Genomic DNA, 19,241 nt, shown 5'->3' with positions numbered 1-19,241 from the left:
CGAGACGGACGTATCGACCACGCTACGCCCGCCCACGGCAACATGCCGCATCCCCCCGTCAGGCACGGCCCTCACGTCGTCGACTCGGCGGTCGGGGACTCCCGTTCCGACCGCCACCCCATCACCAGCACCAGCACCGACGTCATCGCCGCCAGGCCGAACGCCGTGGTGGCCATGGACAGCGCGCCCTGTGGGGTCTCGAAGGACTGGTTGAAGAAGTCGGTGACGGTCAGCCAGACCACCGTGCGGACGGTGAGGTACAGCTCGACCGAGGCGAAGACCAGGAGCGCGCCGCGCAGGTCGCGGCGGGCGCGGAAGGCCAGCCAGCCCAGGAGGAAGAAGCCCAGTACCGAGCCGAGGGTGGTGAACTCGGTGGACGCGGCGAGGTTGAGGGTGCCCAGCACCGAGCCGTCCACCGCGCCGCGGAGGTACCGGAAGGTGTCCATCCCGGTCAGGGTCAGGTCGTGGACGGTCCAGCCGAGCCGGGTCACGCCCATCGCCAGGAAGAGGACGCCGCAGATGCGGGAGAGGCGGCGGTCCCGGGCGCCGGGGACGGGGCGCGGGGCGGGCGGGTCCGAGCGGGTCAGGCGGCGCGGGCGGGTCTCGGTCGCCGGGAGCATCGTGGTCAGCACGACCACCGCGACCACCAGGCCCAGCACGCGGGTGGCCAGCGCCCACCCGCCGAGCGGGTCGGTGGCGTACTGGTCGCGGTAGGCGGCGTCGCAGAGGCCGACCGCCTCGCGCAGCGACACGGCCAGCAGGAAGAACCCGGAGAACAGGGCGGCGCTGCGGGCCGGCCGGCGGTGCGCGACGGCGAGCCCGGCGGTGGCGAGGAAGGCGGCGGCGAACGCCCACTCGTAGGGGCCGACCAGTTGGGACGCGGGGGAGGCGCCGGGGTTGAACAGGCCCTCGACGAAGTCCCATACGGAGCCGTCCCCTTGGGCGATCCCGTACACCGTCCAGGCGGTGAGCGCGGTCGCGTAGAGGGTGAGGAAGAACGCGGTGGTGTGGTACGCGCCGTGGTGCTGAGGGGCGGCGCGGACCGGATCGCCGCCCGGACCTACGTCCAGCGCGTCGCCGTCCCGCATCACCATGCCCGATCCCCGTTTCCGTGCCGTGCGTCGCCGTGGCGGAATTGTCGCCGGTGGCGCCGCTGCCGCCGCCTCACTGTGTCAAGGACGGGCGGAGGGGCGGGGGAGGTTCCGCTCCGTGTGTCGCGAGTTGATCAAGAAGTGGTGGATTCTGCCCCGCGCGAGGGGCGGGGCGCGCCCCGGGGCCGTTCACCGTACGCGGCGGGCCGTGGCCGCCACGAAGTCGCGGATGCCCTGTCGGGTCGCGGCCCGCCGCTCGGTGAGGGCCTCGCGGTCCTCGACCCAGTGGATCTCGGTCACCTCGGCCATGATCCGCTCGCTGAGGTCGAGGACGTCCGGGTCGTCGCTCACCATCTGGGCGCGGAACATGGCCTCTTGGGCCGCGTAACGGCTCTTGTACACCTCCTCGCGCAGCTCCGGGGTGTCCTCGCCGCAGCGGTCGTCCTCGTGCCGCACGAACCAGCTGTGGACGAGGACCCGGCGGTAGTCCAGCAGCGCTCCCGCGTACGCGCAGTACGCATCGATCCGCTCCTGCCGCAGCCGCTCCGCGCGGGCGAACCCCTCGCTGCGGTCGGCGGACCGGCTCTGGAAGTGGTGGGTGACGGCGGAACCCAGCAGGGTCCCGAAGACGGCGACGACGCTCGCTATGACTGCCTCCATGACAGACAGTGGACCACAGGGGAAGGGGGATCCCGGTCGTTTTTCCAACTGGTGCAGGTGGCAGCGGTGTTGTGGGACTACCCGGGGTAACGGACGGTGATCGGGCGGGTGTTGGGGCGGGAGCCGACCCCGGGCGGCCGGTGGGCGTGCGGCAAGATGTCGCCATGGGCATCTTCGGGGGAGAAGGCCGGCTGATCGGCGATCGGTACCGGCTCGGCATACGCCTGGGCCGCGGCGGCATGGGTACGGTCTGGCGGGCCACGGACGAACTGCTCGGCCGCCAAGTGGCCGTCAAGGAACTGCACTTGGACGACATGACGGCCGAGCCCGAGGCGCGGGTGCAGCGCGACCGGGCGATGCGGGAGGCGCGCACGGTCGCCCAGGTCAAGCACCCGAACGTGATCGTGGTGCACGACGTGGTCGAGCAGGACGGGCGGCCGTGGATCGTGATGGAGCTGGTGGAGGGCCCGTCGCTGGCCGACCGGCTGGCCTCCTCCGGGCCGCTCGCGCCGGACGAGGCGGCCCGGATCGGCCTGGCGCTGCTGGGCGCGCTGCGGGCCGCGCACGCCCGGGACGTGCTGCACCGCGACATCAAACCGGCCAACGTGCTGCTGGAGGGCGGCGGCGAGCGGGTGGTGCTGACGGACTTCGGGATCGCCCAGGTGCCCGGTGCGACGACGCTGACCGACGCCGGCGGCTTCGTCGGCTCGCCCGAGTACACCGCGCCGGAGCGGATGGCCGGGCGGGACGCCGGCCCGGAGGCCGACCTGTGGTCGCTGGGGGTGCTGCTGTGCGCCGCCCTCAGTGGGGCGACGCCGTTCCGCCGGGACTCGATGGCCGGGGTGCTGCACGCCGTGGTCTACGAGGAGATCGAACTCCCGCCGGTGGACGGGCCGTTGGCGGAGGCGCTCGGCGGGCTGCTGGAGCGCGATCCGCAGCGGCGGTTGGACATGGACGCGGCGGAGCGGCTGCTGAGCGGTGTCACGGCGCCGGGGCGCGACCCCTTCGGGGAGCCGGGCGACGGCGTCCGCCGTGGGGCCCGCCCGCCGCAGGGGGACCCGTTCCGGCCGGTGGCCGCCGCGGCCCGCCCGGGCGCCCCGGTGGCCGGGGACCGCGGCGCCGCCTTCCGGCCCGGCGGCACGCCGGTGCTGCCCACCCCGGGCGGGGCGGTGCGCCCCGGGGCCGGGGGCTTCGCCGGGCCCCCGGTGGCGCTCGCCGCGGTCCCCGGCCACCGGGGCGCCGCGCCCGGCACCCCGGCATCGGCCACCGCCCGCCCGGCGGACCGCCGCAAGATCCTCCCCCTGGTGATCGCCGCCGCCGTGGTCGTCGTCGGCGGCGCCGCGGCGGGCCTCGCCGCCCTGCTGGCGCCCGCGGGCGGCGACGGCATCGACGACGACCTGACCGCCACGCACCCCGGGGCCTCGGCGCAGGCCACCGCCCACAAGGGGAAGAAGGGGCAGGGGGGTGCCCAGGGGCCGTCGGGCCGGGGCCCGTCGGATCCGCGGGGCATCGCGCCGGGCAGACTCGGACCGACCCCCACGGTCACGGTGACCACCTCCGCCGGGTCGGCCGACGGCGGGCAGGCCCCGTCCGGCTACCAGATCGTCCGGGACCCGGCCGGTTTCACCATGGCCGTCCCGACCGGCTTCACCCGCTCCTACGAGAACTCGCGGGTCTACTACTACTCCGAGGGCAAGCGCTTCCGGATCGGGGTGCAGCTGCAGAAGCCGGTGCCCGAGGGACCCATCGGCGCGATGCGCAAGGCGGACGCCAAGGGGGCCGACAACTATCCCGGATACCGGAGCGGAAAGGTCGTCGAAACCACGCACAACGGACTCCAGGCCGGGCGCTGGGAGTTCGTCTGGGACGGCAGTGCCCAGGACGCCGGCGCGCGCTACACCTACGACCTCAGCTGGAACGAGGGCGGCAGGATGATGGACGTCTGGATCTCCTCCCCGGTCGCCTCCCACGCGGACGCCAAGCGACAGTTCGACACCGCGACCGCGTCCTTCCAGCTGTCCGGCCGGTGAGCGCCCGGCGGCGCCGGTCCGCCCCGCCGCCCTCGGCCCGCCCTGCCGCGGCGCCGGGTCCGTCGCCGTCGCCCCGTCCCCCCAGACCAGCCCGCTTGTGGCCAGCAAACACTGGCGCGATTGCGCGCAGCGGGTGAAAACCTGTTACTCCCGGGTACACAAAGCGGTCCCGGGCGCATACGCTCGCCCGCATGACGGACTCGCAGGACACCGGAACCGCCTCCGACACCGACGAGGCCCAACTGGACGCCCCGGCGCCCCCGGCCGCCCCCCAGGCGCCCTCCGACGGCAACCCGGTCGTGCTCGCCGCACCCGGCACCCGCACCGCCGCGGACGTGGTCCCTCCGGAGGTGGCCGCCCGCCTCACCCGGTGCGTGGTCGGCAGAGGAAGCACCGCCAACCACACCCCGTTCACCGGGGAGAAGCTGGCGGACCTGCCCGAGTCCACCCCCGAGGACGTCGCCACCGCCTTCGAGCGGGCCCGCGCCGCGCAGGAGCGCTGGGCGAAGGTCCCGGTCAAGCAGCGCGCCGCGGTCCTGCTGCGCTTCCACGACCTGGTCCTGCGCCGCCAGGCCGAGGCGCTGGACCTGATCCAGCTGGAGACCGGCAAGGCGCGGCTGCACGCCCACGAGGAGGTGCAGGCGGTCGCCGTCGCCGCGCGCCACTACGGGCGCAAGGCCCCCGCCTACCTCCGCCCCAAGGGCCACACCGGCGTCGTGCCGACGCTGACCAAGGTCACCGAACTCCGCCAGCCGCGCGGCGTGGTGGGGCAGATCGCCCCCTGGAACTACCCCTTCGAACTGACCGTGGGCGACGCCCTGCCGGCCTTCGTCGCGGGCAACGCCGTCGTCATGAAGCCCGACACGGAGACCGCGCTGACCGCCCTGTGGGCACGCGAGCAGCTGATCGAGGCCGGGCTCCCGGAGGACGTCTGGCAGGTGGTGATCGGCGACGGCCCGGTCGTCGGCCCGGAGGTCGTCCGGCACGCCGACTACGTCTCGTTCACCGGCTCGACCCGCACCGGCCGCGAGGTCGCCCAGGGCGCCGCCGCCCGGCTCGTCGGCGTCTCCCTCGAACTCGGCGGCAAGAACGCCATGTTGGTGCTGCACGACGCCGACGTGGACAAGGCCGCCGCCGGCGCCGTCCGCGGCTGCTTCTCCTCCGCGGGCCAGCTCTGCATCTCCATCGAGCGCCTCTACGTCCACGAATCCCTCGCCGACGCCTTCGTCGAGCGGTTCGCGGCCCGGACGAAGGCGATGCGGCTGGGCAACGCCCTGGCCTACGGCGCCGACATGGGCTCGCTGGTCGGCGTGCGCCAGCTGGAGACCGTCACCCGGCACGTCGAGGAGGCGGTGGCCAAGGGCGCCCGGGTGGTCGCCGGCGGCCGGCCCCGCCCCGACATCGGCCCGCTCTTCTACGAGCCGACGATCCTGGACGGCGTCGAGTCCCCGATGGCCGTCTGCGGCGAGGAGACCTTCGGCCCGGTCGTCTCGATCTACCGCTTCCGCGACGAGGACGAGGCGGTGGCCCGCGCCAACGCCACGCCCTACGGCCTGAATTCCAGCGTCTGGACCAAGGACGGCCGCCGCGGCCGGGCGGTCGCGGCGCGGCTGCGCACCGGCACGGTCAACGTCAACGAGTCGTACGCGGCCGGCTACGGCAGCGTGCAGTCGCCGATGGGCGGAATGGGCGACTCGGGCCTGGGCCGCCGGCACGGCTCCGAGGGCATCCTCAAGTACACCGAGGCGCAGACCGTCGCCCAGCAGAGGCTGATGCCGCTGGCGCCGGCCTTCGGGATGGACGACGAGAAGTACGCCGCCTTCATGACCCGCAGCCTGCGCGTGATGAAGGCCCTCCGCCTGCGCTGAGCACATATCGGCCCCTCCGGCGATCGAGGAGTGCGCCTGGGGGACGGAGCCCACTAGTCAGCCCCTCCGGCGATTGAGGAGCGGGGTCCGGGGCGGAGCCCCGAAAACGGACACGGAGGTACCGGTGCCACAGCCCAACCCTGCCCAACCCCACGCCCCGGAAGGGCGGTCCGCCGATGCCGGGCGCCCCGCCCAAGAGAACCCCGACGCCTACGCCTACGACTACGACGTCATCGTCATCGGCTCCGGCTTCGGCGGCTCCGTCTCCGCCCTCCGCCTGACCGAGAAGGGCTACCGCGTCGGCGTCCTCGAAGCCGGCCGGCGGTTCACCCGCGAGACCCTGCCGAAGAACTCCTGGGACCTCAGGAACTACCTGTGGGCCCCGGCGCTCGGCCTCTACGGCATCCAGCGCATCCACCTGCTGGGCAAGGTGATGGTGCTGGCCGGCGCCGGGGTGGGCGGCGGCTCGCTCAACTACGCCAACACCCTCTACGTCCCGCCGAAGGCGTTCTTCGACGACCCCCAGTGGCGCCGGATCACCGACTGGCAGCAGGAGTTGAAGCCGTACTACGACCAGGCCCGGCGGATGCTCGGGGTCCGGCTCAATCCGACGATGACCCCGTCCGACGTCCACCTGAAGGCGACCGCGCAGGCCATGGGGGTCGCCGACTCCTTCCACATGGCGCCGGTCGGGGTGTTCTTCGGGGACGGCGAGGACGCCGCCGGCGCGGCCCGGGCGAAGCCGGGCGGGGAGGTCCCCGACCCGTACTTCGGCGGTGCGGGCCCGTCCCGCCGGGCGTGCACCGAATGCGGCGAGTGCATGACCGGCTGCCGGCACGGCGCCAAGAACACCCTCACCGAGAACTACCTCCACCTCGCCGAGCAGGCCGGCGCGGTGATCCACCCGATGACCTCGGTCGTCACGCTCACCGAGGACTCCCGCGGCGGCTTCGCCGTCAGGACGCTGCCCACCGACAACAAGAAGAAGGGCGCGGGCAGGACTTTCACCGCCCGCCGGGTGGTGCTGGCCGCCGGCACCTACGGCACCCAGACGCTGCTGCACCGCATGAAGGACAGCGGGCTGCTGCCGTACCTCTCCGACCGCCTCGGCGCGCTGACCCGCACCAACTCCGAGGCGCTGGTGGGCGCCCAGACCACCGGCCGGCGTTACCGCGAACGGCACGGCGCCGACCGGGTCGACTTCACCAAGGGCGTGGCGATCACCTCGTCCATCCACCCCGACGAGAACACCCACATCGAGCCGGTCCGCTACGGCAAGGGCTCCAACTCCATGGGTGGCCTGACGATCCTTCAGGTCCCGTACCGGCCGGCCGGCCGGGTCCTGGGCTGGGCCGGCAACATGGTCCGCCACCCGGTGCTGGCGCTCCGCTCGCTCTCCAACCGCCGCTGGTCCGAGCGCACCATCATCGGCCTGGTGATGCAGTCCCTGGACAACTCCCTGACCACGTACCGCAAACCGCGCGGCCTGGGGAAGGGCCTGCTCACCGCCCGGCAGGGCCACGGCGCCCCCAACCCCAACCAGATCCCCGAGGCCACCGAGGCCGCCACCCTGCTCGCCCAGGAGATCAACGGCTTCGCGGGCAGCAACGTCGGTGAGCTGATGGGCACCCCGCTGACCGCGCACTTCCTCGGCGGCTGCCCCATCGGCGCGGACGCCGACCACGGCGTCATCGACGCCTACCACCGCCTCTACGGCCACCCGGGCATCTCGGTCGTCGACGGGTCCGCGGTCTCCGCCAACCTCGGCGTCAACCCCTCCCTGACGATCACCGCCCAGGCCGAGCGCGCCATGTCCCTGTGGCCCAACAAGGGCGAGGCGGACCCCCGTCCGGCCCCCGGGCGGCCGTACGTGCGGGTGGCGCCGGTCGAGCCGGTCCGCCCGGCCGTCCCCGCATCGGCCTTCGGCGCGCTCAAACTGCCCTTGCTGCCGGTTCCTCCGGTCCCGCCCAAGAAGTAGCCGCGGACGGGCGGAGGGGCGCCCCTCCGCCCGTCCTGCGGTGCGCGTCGGGCAGTACGCCTCACAGGCTGCGCTGCGCAGCGCTGCACGGCGCGTTACGCGGCCGTGCCGCCGGTCGCCCTGCGCCGCCGGACGGCGAAGACCGCCCCGGCGCCGACGGCGATGGCCACGCCGCCCACCAGGCCGATCGTCGGCAGCGCCGACGAGGAACCGGTCGCGGCGAGGTTGCCGGTCACCGGCAGCCTGCCCAGGTCCTTCCCGGGCCTGCCGGTGCCGACCGGCCTGACGCCGCCCTGCGGGCCCGGCTTGGTGCCCGGCTTGCCGGGCTCGGCCGGCGGGACCTCGCCGGGCCTGCTGCCGGCGGACAGCACCGCGAAGTCGTACCACTGCTCCTGCGACGAGCCGCAGGACCCGTCCTCGTTGTAGTAGTCGCCCGCGACCAGCGCGAACCCGTCACCGGGCGGGGCGCTCTTGTCGGCGCGGATCCGCATCCCCAACTCGGCGGTCCGGTGCGCTTCCAGCTCAAACCAGCCGAAGTAGTCGCCGTCGGACCACTGGCCGAACGCGGTCCACTTGCCGGTGTTCGGGTCCTGGTACTCCAGGTGCAGCGAGGACCCGGGGCGGCCCGCGCCGTCCTCCAGCGGCACCGCGAGGACGAACGGGTAGACCTCGTCCAGCTTCCTGTCGGTGGTGTTCGCCAGCTTGATGGTGAACCGCGACCAGTCGCCGCCGGCGACCAGCTTCGAGGGCAGGTTCGCCACGGTGACGTCGAGGGACGCGTCGTCGATGGTGCACTCGGGCTCGTCGGAGGGGGTGGTCGACGGGGTGCCGGGCGCGGTCGGGGTGGCCGGCGCGGTGGGCCCGGCGGTGGGGGCCGGCGTGATGGCGCCGCCCGGGGTGGCCGACGCCGACGGCGTGGCGCCGCCCTCGCCGCCGGGCGGGGTCTCGCCGCCCGGGGTGCCCGCCCCGCCGCCGGCGGGGGTCTCGGCCGGCGGGGTGGGGGTGCTGCTCTGCTCCGGGCCGGGGGCGGACGGCGTCGGGGCGGCGCTCGCGCTGGGCTCGGAGTCGGGACCGGTCGCGTGGGCGGCGGGAGCCGCCATGAGGGCGGCGGGGGCTATGACGGCCGTCGCGGCGACGGTCGTCAGGGCACGGCGGAGCTTCATCCAGAAGACCTCTCGGGTCCACAGTGCCGTGGCGCGGCACATCGGGGTGCCGGCCGTCGCGATGGGGCGCGGTAGGGCCGTGCGTTGTCAGGTACGTGACCACGCTTGGCCGAAAAAAGTTGTTCGCTCAACTGAAAAGATCGCCGTGATCCCGGTCACACGCTTCACAGGCGCCCCATGGGCAACGCGCAACCGGCCCACAGCGAAGGGCCCCGGAATCCGTCCGCGAGGGGGGAACGCGGAGGCTACGGGGCCCTTGGCTTTCGGTGCCGGCGTCAGGGCAGCGCCGGCACCGATGTGCGGCGCTGGGGGGGGGGTAGCGCCGCTGGCTCATCGGGGTGGTGCGGATCGGTGCGGGGTGGTGCGCGATGTACCGCTCGCGCTGTGGTCTGGACCAATGGCGTGCGAGGTGAAGGCTCGCACCGGAAGCGGTCTGCGGTTCGTCAAACATCGTCCAGGATGCGCCTCACCTGGCGCAACCGTTTCGACCGGATGCGGTCGGTCCCGGGCGTCCCCAGGACCGACCACCCCATCGGTGTGACCGGGCTGCTGTCCCCTGCTGACCGGTCACGGACCGGAACGAGGTCCCACGACGCGGACCGCTGCCAGCGGCCGGCGTCTCATCGCTCCGGCTTTCCGCCCGTGGGGCGGCGTCTACGCGTAGTCCTGCAGGCCGCGCCTGGCTGGCGTGGCACCGGGAACAACGAACCCTCTCGGCGCCCGGTCACGCGCCGTACGGGTGAGAGGGCACCCGAACTCAGTTCCAGCCGGGCCCCCACTCGGCTCCCACCCGGAAACGGGCCGCGGGACCGATCGAATCCGGCCTCGCGCCCGGCCGCGCGTCCGGTCTCAGACCCGGCCCCGGGAGAGCTCCAGCAGGGTCATCGCCAGCGCGGTGCCCGACCGGCCGAGCTGGTCGCTGTAGTGCGCCAGCACCTCCATCTCCCGGGAGAGGTTCAGCCGGGGCCCGCCGGCGGCGGTCCGCTCGCGTTGGATGACCGCCGAGACGGCCATCCGTTCTTGGATCAGCCCGATGATCCGCCCGTCGAGATCATCGATCCGATGCCGGGCGTCCCGGATCACCTCGGCCGCCTCGGGGGTGTGCGCACCGGAGTCCGGGGCGGCGGTGACGGTGGTGGTGGGCGTCGTCCGCGCGGTGTTGTTCGGCGTGGTCATGTCCGTTCCTCCTGGGGTGGGAGCCCCTGGAGCCCTGGCGACCGCTGCGGTCCCGGACAAACACCAGCGCCCCGGACCGTCATCGGCCCGGGGCGCCTGGGGAAGTCGTGTGTCAGTCGATCAAGCAGCACGACCATGGCAGCCGGACGGGCCGGTGCCATAGGTAAAAGCGAAGCTGTACTGCTGGAACATGGCGTTCAGTATGAGCCCGTTAGAATCGAAAGTCCAACCCCGCTCCACACCGCCGGAAGGCCGCCGAAGTGCCATCAGCGCCCCCTGCCGCCGCACCGGACGTCGTCCTCGTTGTCGACTTCGGCGCACAGTACGCCCAGCTCATCGCCCGACGGGTCCGAGAGGCCCGGGTCTACAGCGAGATCGTGCCGTCCACCATGCCGGTGGCCGACATGCTCGCCAAGAACCCCAGCGCGATCATCCTCTCCGGCGGTCCGTCGTCGGTCTACGCCGACGGCGCCCCCAGCCTCGACCGTGCGCTGTTCGAGGCCGGTGTCCCGGTCTTCGGCATGTGCTACGGCTTCCAGCTGATGGCCACCACCCTCGGTGGCACGGTCGACAACAACGGTGCCCGTGAGTACGGCCGCACCGCGCTGACCGTCAGCAAGCCCGGCTCCACCCTCTTCGAGGGCACCCCCGCCGAGCAGTCCGTGTGGATGTCGCACGGCGACGCCTGCTCCGCCGCCCCCGAGGGCTTCACCGTCACCGCGTCCACCGACCTGGTCCCGGTCGCCGCCTTCGAGAACGACGAGAAGAAGCTCTACGGCGTCCAGTACCACCCCGAGGTGCTGCACTCCACCCACGGCCAGCAGGTCCTGGAGCACTTCCTCTACCGCGGCGCGGGCATCGAGCCGACCTGGACGACCACCAGCGTGGTCGAGGAGCAGGTGGCCGCGATCCGCGCGCAGGTCGGCAGCAAGCGGGCGATCTGCGGGCTGTCCGGCGGCGTGGACTCCGCGGTGGCCGCCGCCCTGGTCCAGAAGGCCATCGGCGACCAGCTCACCTGCGTCTACGTCGACCACGGCCTGATGCGCAAGGGCGAGACCGAGCAGGTCGAGAAGGACTTCGTGGCGGCGACCGGCGTGCAGCTGAAGGTCGTCGACGCCGCCGAGCGCTTCCTGAACGCGCTCAAGGGGGTCTCCGACCCCGAGCAGAAGCGGAAGATCATCGGCCGGGAGTTCATCCGGGTCTTCGAGCAGGCCCAGGCCGAGCTGGTCGCCGAGGCCGGCGCCGAGGGCGAGGAAGTGGCCTTCCTGGTCCAGGGCACGCTCTACCCGGACATCGTCGAGTCCGGCGGCGGCACCGGCACCGCGAACATCAAGTCGCACCACAACGTCGGCGGCCTGCCCGACGACATCGAGTTCGAGCTCGTCGAGCCGCTGCGCCAGCTCTTCAAGGACGAGGTCCGGATGGTCGGCAGCGAGCTGGGCCTGCCGGACGAGATCGTCCACCGCCAGCCGTTCCCCGGCCCCGGCCTGGGCATCCGCATCGTCGGCGAGGTCACCAAGGACCGCCTCGACCTGCTGCGCGAGGCCGACGCCATCGCCCGTGAGGAGCTGACCGCGGCCGGTCTGGACCGCGAGATCTGGCAGTGCCCGGTGGTCCTGCTCGCCGACGTCCGCTCGGTCGGCGTCCAGGGCGACGGCCGCACCTACGGCCACCCGATCGTGCTGCGCCCGGTCTCCTCCGAGGACGCCATGACCGCGGACTGGACGCGGATGCCGTACGAGGCCCTGGCCCGGATCTCCACCCGGATCACCAACGAGGTCGCGGACGTCAACCGCGTCGTCCTGGACGTCACCAGCAAGCCGCCGGGCACCATCGAGTGGGAGTGACCTCCCACTGACGCCCGACGGCAACGCCGCCGCCCCGCTCGTGGGCGGCGGCGTTGCCGTTTCTGCGCGTCGTGCGCGCGCCGCGGGCGGTGGCGGCACCGGGCATCGTCACCGTCGGCGCGCTCGACCACTCGGCGTTGTTGCGCGGTGTGGAGCCGCTCAGCGGTCATCGGCGCGCGCAGTAGGCCCGGCCCCTGGGCCGGGGTCGGTCGGTCGGTCCTCCACGGCCGCCGCCAGCCGGTCCAGCGTCGTCGCCATCGCCGGGGCCATCCGCCGCGGATAGCCGGGGAGTTCGATGGTCAGGCGGGGAAGCCGGGCCCGCGACCAGTCGTAGGTGTGGGTCACCCGGGTCCGGGCCGGGCGGGAGCCGTCCCCGGCGGACAGCTCGTGCAGCGCGAACCGCCAGCGCTGGCCGCCGACCAGCCGGCGGCCACGGAACTCGCCCCAGGTCTCCCAGGCGATCAGCCGGTCCGGCGCGTACTCCACCACCACGTTCACCGAGCGGTAGGCGAGCCCGGCCTGCGCCATCGCCATGCCGAACCGGTCGCCCTGACCCAGCAGCGCCGGCCCGTCGGGGTGCCCGCGCAGCATGCCCGAGCCGTCCAGCGCGGCGTGCCGGGCCGGGTCCCGGAGGACGGCGAAGATCTGCTGCGGGGTGGCCGCGAGCTCCCGGGTGACGGAACGGGCGCGGGCGGGGGTGGCCAGGGCCGTGGTGGTGCGCATGGTGTGCCTCGTCTCTCCTCGTGCCGCGGAGGGCGGCGAACAGGAAGACGACGCGGCGGCGCGTTTCGTGACGCCGCGGGCCTGGCCTCCGACGCAAGCGGAGGGTAGCTTCCGCCCGAGCGCCGTGAGCCGTACGCGCCAGGAGGAGAACCGCCATGCCCGAGCCGACGCCGATACCCACCGAGCAGCTGCAGTTCGCGATGCCGCCGCGGCACACCGGCGTCGAGGAGGAGCGGCGGCACCGCAAGGAACGCCTGACCGCGGCGCTGCGCCTCTTCGCGCGGTACGGCTTCGAAGAGGGCGTCTCGGGCCACATCACCGTGCGGGACCCGGAGTTCACCGACTGCTTCTGGGTCAACCCCTTCGGCGTCTCCTTCGCGCTGATGACCGTCGGCGACCTGATCCTGGTCAACGGCGAGGGGAAGGTCGTCGAGGGCCGCCACCACGTCAACCAGGCGGCGTTCACCATCCACGCGCAGGTCCACCGGGCCCGCCCGGACGTCGTCGCCGTCGCCCACAGCCACTCCACCTACGGCCGGGCGCTCGCCGCCCTCGGGGAGCCGCTGGACCCGATCACCCAGGACGTCTGCGCCTTCTACGAGGACCACGCCCTCTACGACGCCTATACGGGCGTGGTGGTCGACGAGGAGGAGGGGCGCCGGATCGCCGCCGTGCTCGGCCCGCACAAGGCCGTGATCCTGCGGAACCACGGACTGCTGACGGTGGCCGACTCGGTCGACGCGGCGGCCTGGTGGTTCCTCGCCATGGAACGCTGCTGCCAGGTGCAGCTGGCGGCGAAGGCGGCCGGCAAACCGGTGCTGATCTCCCATCAGGACGCGGTGCGCACCCGTGAGCAACTGGGCAACGACCTGGTCGCGTGGATCAACTACCAGCCGCTGTACCAGCAGATCGCGCGGAGCGAGCCGGAGATGTTCGGCTGAGCCGCGCCGCCGGCACGACGGGCGGGGCGGCGCCACGCGGCCGGCCGGCCACGAAACGCCGCCCCTCGTACGTCACTTCTGCGGGAACAGCTGTAGGAACGGGTCCGCCGCCGCCGGCAGGCCGCGGCTGAACGGGGCGTCGAAGTCCCAGACGAGGAACAGCAGGAACGCGATCAGCGCGCTGAACAGGCCGGCCATCAGCATCTCCCGCCCCGAGCGCCGGATCTGGAGCGTGTACATCACGCCGATGGAGATCGCGCCCCCGATGATCAGCCCGAACCACACCACCCCCGGGAGCGTCGAGTCCGCCGCGTCCGCACGGGCCATCCGGGCGCTGTCCGCGGCCGCGACCTGGTCGACGAGCGGCTGGTAGGACTCCCGCTCGAAGTCGTCGCGCGGGTGGTACTCCATGACGTCCGTACGGACCTTCGCCAGGAGGTCGCCGCCCCGTTGGGTGAGCTCCCCGCGCTCGGCCATCACGGGCCATTCCTTGTGGACGACGTAGTCCACATAGGAGTTGACGTCCGCGCGGATGGTGTCCCGTACGGGCGCCGGCCACACGCGGGCCCGTTCACTGACTTCGTGCAGCGCCTGCGCCTCGGCCCGCACGGTGTCCTCGGCGGTGCTCCGCGCCTCCCACACGCCGGCGATGGCCAGGCCCAGCACGATCGCGTAGACCACCCCCACCATCATCGTCAGGTACTCGATCACATCGGGCGTCTCGGACGGGTCGTCGTCCTCGCCGATCCGGCGCTCCTTGAGGACGGTGATGGTCAGGACGACGCCGCAGACCGCGGCCATGGCGATGGTCAACACCAGCCATTGCGACATGGAGACCTCCTACGAGGAGCTGCGCCCGGCCGAGCGGGACGCGGAACGGGACGCGGAACGCGAACGGGGACGGAGCGCGGCGCCGGCCAGCACCGCCGGGGTGGTGACCAGCAGCGTCCTGGTCACCACGGAGTGCCCGCGGTGCGGCTTGTGGTGGGCCGGGGTGTAGCCGAGCGGGCGGGCGGGGACCGGCAGCGCCAGGTGGTGCACGGGCTGCGGCGTGGGGGCGGGCGGCGGCGGATCGGGGGGCGCGGGACGGACGGGCGGAGCCGGCGGCGACGGCCGCGGCACGGGGGCGGCCTTCGGGGTGGGCCGCGGCTGGGGGCGCGGCGCCGCGGCCCGCGGGGGTGCCGGGGACGGCGGTGCGGGCCGGTGCGTGGGGGTGGGCGTGGGCGTGGTGCAGGGGATGTGCCAGCCCGGCGGCACGGGGAAATCGGTGGGCAGCTCGACGGGGGGCGAGGTGCCGGCGAAGGCACAGTTGTCGTCGGACGGCCGCTGGAGGGCCCCTGGACGGGCGGCGGCCGGCGCGGAGCCGACCAGGGCCAGGGCCGCCGCGAGCGTCGACGCCGCGGCCAGCGACAGCGCCGCGGCACGGGCCAGGGTGGCGAACGGGGGCCGGCGCCGGCGCGGGGCGGCGCCGGTTCGGACGGAATCGTGTCTCTCGCGCACGGCGGGAGCTTGCGCAGCGGCCGGGCCGGGCAGCCGCCGATCGACGGCGATTCGCCCGAACGGGGGAAGCACGGGCCGGGTTGTCCGGACACCGTACGGGCCGCCGCGCCGCCCGGCGCACAGGTGAGCGTCAACCTGCCGCCGCCGCACGGGACTTCCGTGACCAGGACGATTACCGGCCGGCCCGGTGCCCTGGGGCACAATTCCCGTTGAGAGACGAGAAGTTGATACAAGCGGCGGCGGGGCGGTACGGACGTGTCGGTGGATTCGGCGAGCACAGTGGCCGGAAGGGGCGAGCCCGGAGGCGGCGGGCAGCCCGGCGACGGTGGCGCGTGCCGGTGCGGACGATGCCCGCACGGCGCCCGCGAGGGGCACCGGCAGGCGATCGCCGCGTTCGTCGCGCTGCGGGAGGAGTTCGCCGCCGGGCGCGGGGTGCCGGCCGGGCTGGCACGCTCCGCCGGCGCCGCCCGGCAGTGGGTGTCGGACGAACTGACCCTCTCCGCCCGGATGCTGGCCGAGCGCGGCGCCGCCGAGGGCGCCTCCTGGCCGGCGGTCGTCCGTCGGCGCACCGTGGCCGTGGTGTGGGCCGCGGTGCTGGCGCTGCTGCTCGGGCAGGCGCTCACCGCCGTCGGCACCGGCTGGACGACGGGCCGCACGGCCACCCTGGTCGCGGCCGCCGTGCTGGCCCTCGGGGCGACCGCGGCGGCCTGGCTCCACCGTGAACAGGGCGGCGCGCTGGCCCCGTTGGTCGGCGAGGACCACCGGCTGTCCACCTCCCGCGCGATCGCCGCGGCCTGGACGGCGGCGGTGCTCTACGCCGTCCTGACGCTCGCCGTCCAACTGGCGGTGGCCGCGGGCCCGGACGCCCGGCGCCGGCTGCTCTCCGGGCTCGGACTCGCCGCCTCGGGAGGGCTGCTGGCCATACTGGCCATCGGCTGCGCGGTGGCGGTGCTGGCCTACGGGATGACCGCCGGACGGGTCCGTACCGGGCGGGTGCAGAAGATCCCGGCGGACCGGCCCCGGGCCGCCGACCTGCTGGCGGACGACGCCGGCCGCGGCAGCTTCACCGACGCGCAGTACGTGCTGGTGAACATCGCGGTGCTGGGCTTCGCGCAGGTGCGCCTGGCCGCCGACCCGACCCGACTGCCCGCGCTGCCCTGGGTGTTGGTCGTCCTGGTGGCGCTCTCGGCGATGACGTATCTGGCGGGCAAGGCCGTCGCCGGGGGCCGGCCGGTGATCCTCTCCGTCGTCCGCGCCCGGGAGCTGGGCGATCTCGCCGCGCCGATCCGCACCGGCGACGACATCGAGATCCGCGGTACCGGCTTCGTGCCGCCCGGTGCGACCACCCCGGACCGGCTGGCCCGTACGGTCGTCCGGATCGGCGGGGTGCACGTGCCGGTCCCGCTGGTGCCGGTGCCCGGGGGCTTCGCCAATCCGACGGACGGGGTGCTGACCGTGCCGGTGCCGGTCGACGTGGAGCCGGGGCCCGTGGAGGTCCGGGTGATCACGGCGGCCGGGGCGGAGACCCGCGGCTATCGCATCGAGGTCCAGGACTGAGCGGGCCGGGCGGCTGCCTCCGCCCCCGTTCCTGCGGGGCGGGCGGCAGGCGCCCCGGCGGCCGTCGCGACGGCGCGCCGCGGCCCCACGGGTCGGCGTGGGAGGGAATCTCGCGCGTCCCTGCGTACGCATCTCGCCAAGCCGTGCGGGCGGCGGCACAATCGGCTGCTCCCGGTGGCAACGGAGAGGCGACGTCATGGCTCACGCACACCGCACACGCCCGGTCGACGTGGGCGCTGCCCGACCCGTCGGGCTCCGGAGCGGACTGGGGCGGCACGCGCTGCTCCCGCTGCGGCTCTTCCTGGGCGCGACCTTCCTCTACGCCGGACTCCAGAAACTGACGGACCGGGCGTTCCTGTCCGGTGGCGCGAAGGGCTCGCTGAGCGACCTGCTGCGGCAGGTGCACGACACCGCCGCGCTGCCGCAACTGGTGGAGCTGGCCCAGCACAGCACGGTGGGCTTCGGCTATGCCGTCGCCGGCGGTGAGGTGCTGGTCGGCATCGGGACGCTGATCGGGCTGCTGGGGCGGCTGGCGGCCCTGGGCGGCGCGCTGATCTCGCTGACGCTATGGCTCACCGTGAGCTGGCCGTCCACCCCGTACTACTACGGCAACGACCTGGCCTACCTGATGGCCTGGACACCGCTGGTGCTGGCCGGCGCGCCCGCCTTCTCGCTGGACGCGGCACTGGCCAACCGCCGCCAGCGGCACGGGACGCAGCTCTACGGATGACGGGCCGCAGGCCGCGGGTCAGGACGGCTGCGGGGGCGGGGCGTCCCGCTGGTGGTGGCGGCGGACGGTGGCCCAGACGGCGGTGGTGATCCCGGCGACCAGCAGGCCGGCGGGGAGGGCCAGGAACAGCCAGGGGCGGGGGGCGTGCCAGAGGCCGAGGGCGTCGAGGCCGTAGCCGGTGCCGACGGCGAGGGTGGCGGCACCGGTGATCAGCCGGCCGGGCTCGAAGGGGTGGCGGTTCACTGGGGGGCTCCCTGCGGGGTCGGGGGAGAGGCCGGGGACGGGGCGACCGGCGGGGTCGTGGTGGCGCGCTCGACGGCGATCTGGCCGGCGCCGACCTCCAGGTCGAGCTCGACCGTGCCGTGCGGCTGCTCGCCCTTCTTGAGGCCCTCGGCGGGCAGGGTGACCCGCCGCTCGCGGTGGCCGGCGACGATCTCCACGTCGTTGGCGGCGTCGCCGGGCAGCTGGATGTCGCCGACGCCGAGCCGGAGGCGGAGGATCGCGGCGGTACCCTGCGGCAGCGTCACCCGGAGCCGGCCGGCGCCGACTTCCGCGCCGGTGCGGACCGTGGTGCCGGGCTCCAGGGGGAGTTGGGCGAGGTCGAGCAGGCCCTCGCCGGAGCCGACGGTGTAGCGCGGCTGCACGGCGGCGACGGTGGTCGGGGCCCAGGTGCGGTGCTGCCAGTCGGCGGTGATGTTGGCGGGCAGCGCCATCGCGCCGGCCAACAGCGCGGTGGTCAGCACCGTCATGAAGACCGTGCCGCCGCCCGTGCGCCCCCACCAGGCGCTCAGCACGAGGCCCAGCCCGAAGACGACCAGCGCGCAGGCCAGGCCCGCCTGGAGGGACGGGGCCAGCGCGGCGTGCCGGGAGACGGCCAGGGCGGTGCCGGTGCCCGCCAGGACGGCCAGCACGAACGTGCGGCCGCCGATGCCCCGGCTCAGGGCGGGCCGGTCGGGCCGGGGCGGGACGACGTCGGTGCGCGGGGCGGGCGCGGGGCCGGGGGACCAGCTGCCGCGCGGGCGGGGGCCGTCGGAGACCCCGTGGGTGAAGTCGTAGGTGATGTCGATTCGGGCGTCCTCCGGGCCCCAGAGGTAGCCCCGGCGCAGCAGCGCCTCGGTGCGCGGATCGCGCCACCAGGACGGGGTGTTGGGCGCCGGCGGAGCGGTGGCCTCCGGCGGGGCGTCGGCGACCGCCTGGGCCGTGGCGGCGTCCACGGATCCCAGGCCCTCGGCCTGGGCGCGCCGGCGCTGGCGCGACGAGTAGACGGCGCCGGCCACGGCCAGCGTCACCATGATCGCGAAGGACATCATGCTGCCCTTGCCGAGGGTGGTCAGGAACAGCGCACAGCCGACCAGCGCGCAGAGCAGCGCCGTCAGGGCCGAGCCCTCGACGCGGCCGGAGAGCAGCCGGCGCCCTTCGTTCTCCTCCTCGCCGTCGAGGGGGACGAGCAGCCAGGCGAAGCCGTAGAAGATCAGGCCGAGGCCGCCGATGGACAGCACGGCGAGCACGACCCGGAAGATCACCGGATCGATGTCCCACTGCCGGCCCAGGCCGCCGCACACGCCCGCGACGACCTTGTGCCGCCGGCTGCGGCGCAGCGGGGCGCCAGAGGGCGGCGTGGTGCCGGCGGCGCCGGAGTCCGCCGGCTCCGCGGCGGTGGGTGCATCGTTCATGGAGCCATGGTGACAAGTGCGGCCGGGCCGCGGTATCGGTGAGAACCCTGGCTGATCCCTGATATCCCCCGAGACGACCCCGACGTCCCCCGGATGCCTCCCTCGGGGACGTCGCCGCGGCCCCCTCGCGTCGCCGGGGCGGCGGCTCCGGGCGCGCGCCGCGGCGCCGGACATGTCCCGGAACCGGCCGCGAACGCCCCGCGTGCGGGGGCGCGCGCCGGAAAAAGACCTGTCGCGGCGGTGGCCGAAGGGCTTTTCCGTCCTGCTGAAGACTATCGTTGCGCCCTGAATACGTACGGGTTTC

At 74.2% G+C, this 19,241-nt stretch carries 16 protein-coding genes; 7 read left to right on the top strand and 9 right to left on the bottom strand.

The annotated features are described in order from the left end of the window. Positions 1-71: 71 nt before the first annotated feature. Together MOV08_RS17525 and MOV08_RS17520 are read right to left on the bottom strand one after the other, a co-directional pair. Positions 72-1,094 carry a hypothetical protein gene (locus MOV08_RS17525; RefSeq protein ID WP_039633630.1) on the bottom strand — a complete coding sequence of 341 codons (1,023 nt, stop codon included), beginning with the start codon at positions 1,092-1,094 and terminating at the stop codon, positions 72-74. 186 nt (positions 1,095-1,280) lie between these two features. Next, entirely contained in the window at positions 1,281-1,751 is a 471-nt protein-coding gene (locus MOV08_RS17520) for a hypothetical protein (RefSeq protein ID WP_039633628.1), read from the bottom strand. A gap of 164 nt (positions 1,752-1,915) precedes the next feature. Between MOV08_RS17520 and MOV08_RS17515 the strand changes: the two genes are divergently transcribed. From MOV08_RS17515 to MOV08_RS17505, 3 genes are all read left to right on the top strand, one after another. Further along, a complete protein-coding gene (locus MOV08_RS17515) occupies positions 1,916-3,781 on the top strand; it encodes a serine/threonine-protein kinase (RefSeq protein ID WP_275308010.1) in 1,866 nt (621 codons plus the stop codon). Positions 3,782-3,972: 191 nt separating this feature from the next. After that, positions 3,973-5,649: a succinic semialdehyde dehydrogenase gene (locus MOV08_RS17510; protein WP_275308009.1), complete on the top strand. Its 1,677-nt coding sequence runs from the start codon at positions 3,973-3,975 to the stop codon at positions 5,647-5,649. Positions 5,650-5,773: 124 nt separating this feature from the next. Next, complete coding sequence (locus MOV08_RS17505) at positions 5,774-7,627, top strand: GMC oxidoreductase (RefSeq protein WP_420834177.1); 1,854 nt, start codon at positions 5,774-5,776, stop codon at positions 7,625-7,627. 95 nt (positions 7,628-7,722) lie between these two features. Here the strand turns inward: MOV08_RS17505 and MOV08_RS17500 are convergent, their stop codons facing one another. Both MOV08_RS17500 and MOV08_RS17495 read right to left on the bottom strand, forming a co-directional pair. Then, the gene (locus tag MOV08_RS17500) at positions 7,723-8,790 is read right to left on the bottom strand and encodes a hypothetical protein (RefSeq protein WP_039633621.1); all 1,068 of its coding nucleotides are present in this window, start codon (positions 8,788-8,790) and stop codon (positions 7,723-7,725) included. 849 nt (positions 8,791-9,639) lie between these two features. Beyond that, entirely contained in the window at positions 9,640-9,966 is a 327-nt protein-coding gene (locus tag MOV08_RS17495) for a chorismate mutase (protein ID WP_039633619.1), read from the bottom strand. Between the two features lie 260 nt (positions 9,967-10,226). Between MOV08_RS17495 and guaA the strand changes: the two genes are divergently transcribed. After that, complete coding sequence (gene guaA, locus MOV08_RS17490) at positions 10,227-11,813, top strand: glutamine-hydrolyzing GMP synthase (RefSeq protein ID WP_039633617.1); 1,587 nt, start codon at positions 10,227-10,229, stop codon at positions 11,811-11,813. A gap of 159 nt (positions 11,814-11,972) precedes the next feature. Here the strand turns inward: guaA and MOV08_RS17485 are convergent, their stop codons facing one another. Next, positions 11,973-12,536 carry an SRPBCC family protein gene (locus MOV08_RS17485; protein WP_275308008.1) on the bottom strand — a complete coding sequence of 188 codons (564 nt, stop codon included), beginning with the start codon at positions 12,534-12,536 and terminating at the stop codon, positions 11,973-11,975. Positions 12,537-12,691: 155 nt separating this feature from the next. Between MOV08_RS17485 and MOV08_RS17480 the strand changes: the two genes are divergently transcribed. Further along, positions 12,692-13,477 carry a class II aldolase/adducin family protein gene (locus MOV08_RS17480; protein ID WP_039633615.1) on the top strand — a complete coding sequence of 262 codons (786 nt, stop codon included), beginning with the start codon at positions 12,692-12,694 and terminating at the stop codon, positions 13,475-13,477. Between the two features lie 72 nt (positions 13,478-13,549). Here MOV08_RS17480 and MOV08_RS17475 read toward each other — a convergent pair whose 3' ends face one another. Both MOV08_RS17475 and MOV08_RS17470 read right to left on the bottom strand, forming a co-directional pair. Next, a complete protein-coding gene (locus MOV08_RS17475) occupies positions 13,550-14,308 on the bottom strand; it encodes a bestrophin-like domain (RefSeq protein ID WP_039633613.1) in 759 nt (252 codons plus the stop codon). Positions 14,309-14,317: 9 nt separating this feature from the next. After that, on the bottom strand, positions 14,318-14,977 hold the full coding sequence (locus tag MOV08_RS17470; protein ID WP_275308006.1) for a hypothetical protein: 660 nt from the start codon (positions 14,975-14,977) through the stop codon (positions 14,318-14,320). Positions 14,978-15,256: 279 nt separating this feature from the next. Here MOV08_RS17470 and MOV08_RS17465 point away from each other — a divergent pair, with 279 nt between their 5' ends. Further along, positions 15,257-16,534 carry a hypothetical protein gene (locus MOV08_RS17465; protein WP_275311812.1) on the top strand — a complete coding sequence of 426 codons (1,278 nt, stop codon included), beginning with the start codon at positions 15,257-15,259 and terminating at the stop codon, positions 16,532-16,534. Positions 16,535-16,730: 196 nt separating this feature from the next. After that, positions 16,731-17,264, top strand: coding sequence for a DoxX family protein (locus tag MOV08_RS17460; protein WP_079142720.1), 534 nt, complete (start codon positions 16,731-16,733; stop codon positions 17,262-17,264). 18 nt (positions 17,265-17,282) lie between these two features. Here the strand turns inward: MOV08_RS17460 and MOV08_RS17455 are convergent, their stop codons facing one another. Next, positions 17,283-17,507: a hypothetical protein gene (locus MOV08_RS17455; RefSeq protein ID WP_205366318.1), complete on the bottom strand. Its 225-nt coding sequence runs from the start codon at positions 17,505-17,507 to the stop codon at positions 17,283-17,285. Continuing rightward, positions 17,504-18,937 (bottom strand): PspC domain-containing protein, encoded by a 1,434-nt coding sequence (locus MOV08_RS17450; RefSeq protein WP_275308004.1) that lies wholly within the window; start codon positions 18,935-18,937, stop codon positions 17,504-17,506. The genes MOV08_RS17455 and MOV08_RS17450 overlap by 4 nt, the downstream gene beginning before the upstream one ends. Between the last annotated feature and the right edge of the window lie 304 nt (positions 18,938-19,241).

It is taken from the genome of Streptomyces yunnanensis (assembly GCF_029011865.1).
Lineage (GTDB): Bacteria > Actinomycetota > Actinomycetes > Streptomycetales > Streptomycetaceae > Streptomyces > Streptomyces yunnanensis.
This window is presented reverse-complemented; position numbering and strand designations above follow the sequence as displayed.

Excerpts from the sequence above, each read along its gene's own strand:
- MOV08_RS17510 (WP_275308009.1), top strand. The coding sequence starts at position 3,973 with ATGACGGACTCGCAGGACACCGGAACCGCCTCCGACACCGACGAGGCC.
- MOV08_RS17460 (WP_079142720.1), top strand. The coding sequence starts at position 16,731 with ATGGCTCACGCACACCGCACACGCCCGGTCGACGTGGGCGCTGCCCGA.
- MOV08_RS17480 (WP_039633615.1), top strand. The coding sequence starts at position 12,692 with ATGCCCGAGCCGACGCCGATACCCACCGAGCAGCTGCAGTTCGCGATG.
- MOV08_RS17450 (WP_275308004.1), bottom strand. The coding sequence starts at position 18,937 with ATGAACGATGCACCCACCGCCGCGGAGCCGGCGGACTCCGGCGCCGCC.
- MOV08_RS17485 (WP_275308008.1), bottom strand. The coding sequence starts at position 12,536 with ATGCGCACCACCACGGCCCTGGCCACCCCCGCCCGCGCCCGTTCCGTC.
- MOV08_RS17495 (WP_039633619.1), bottom strand. The coding sequence starts at position 9,966 with ATGACCACGCCGAACAACACCGCGCGGACGACGCCCACCACCACCGTC.
- MOV08_RS17475 (WP_039633613.1), bottom strand. The coding sequence starts at position 14,308 with ATGTCGCAATGGCTGGTGTTGACCATCGCCATGGCCGCGGTCTGCGGC.
- MOV08_RS17525 (WP_039633630.1), bottom strand. The coding sequence starts at position 1,094 with ATGGTGATGCGGGACGGCGACGCGCTGGACGTAGGTCCGGGCGGCGAT.
- MOV08_RS17520 (WP_039633628.1), bottom strand. The coding sequence starts at position 1,751 with ATGGAGGCAGTCATAGCGAGCGTCGTCGCCGTCTTCGGGACCCTGCTG.
- MOV08_RS17515 (WP_275308010.1), top strand. The coding sequence starts at position 1,916 with ATGGGCATCTTCGGGGGAGAAGGCCGGCTGATCGGCGATCGGTACCGG.
- MOV08_RS17500 (WP_039633621.1), bottom strand. The coding sequence starts at position 8,790 with ATGAAGCTCCGCCGTGCCCTGACGACCGTCGCCGCGACGGCCGTCATA.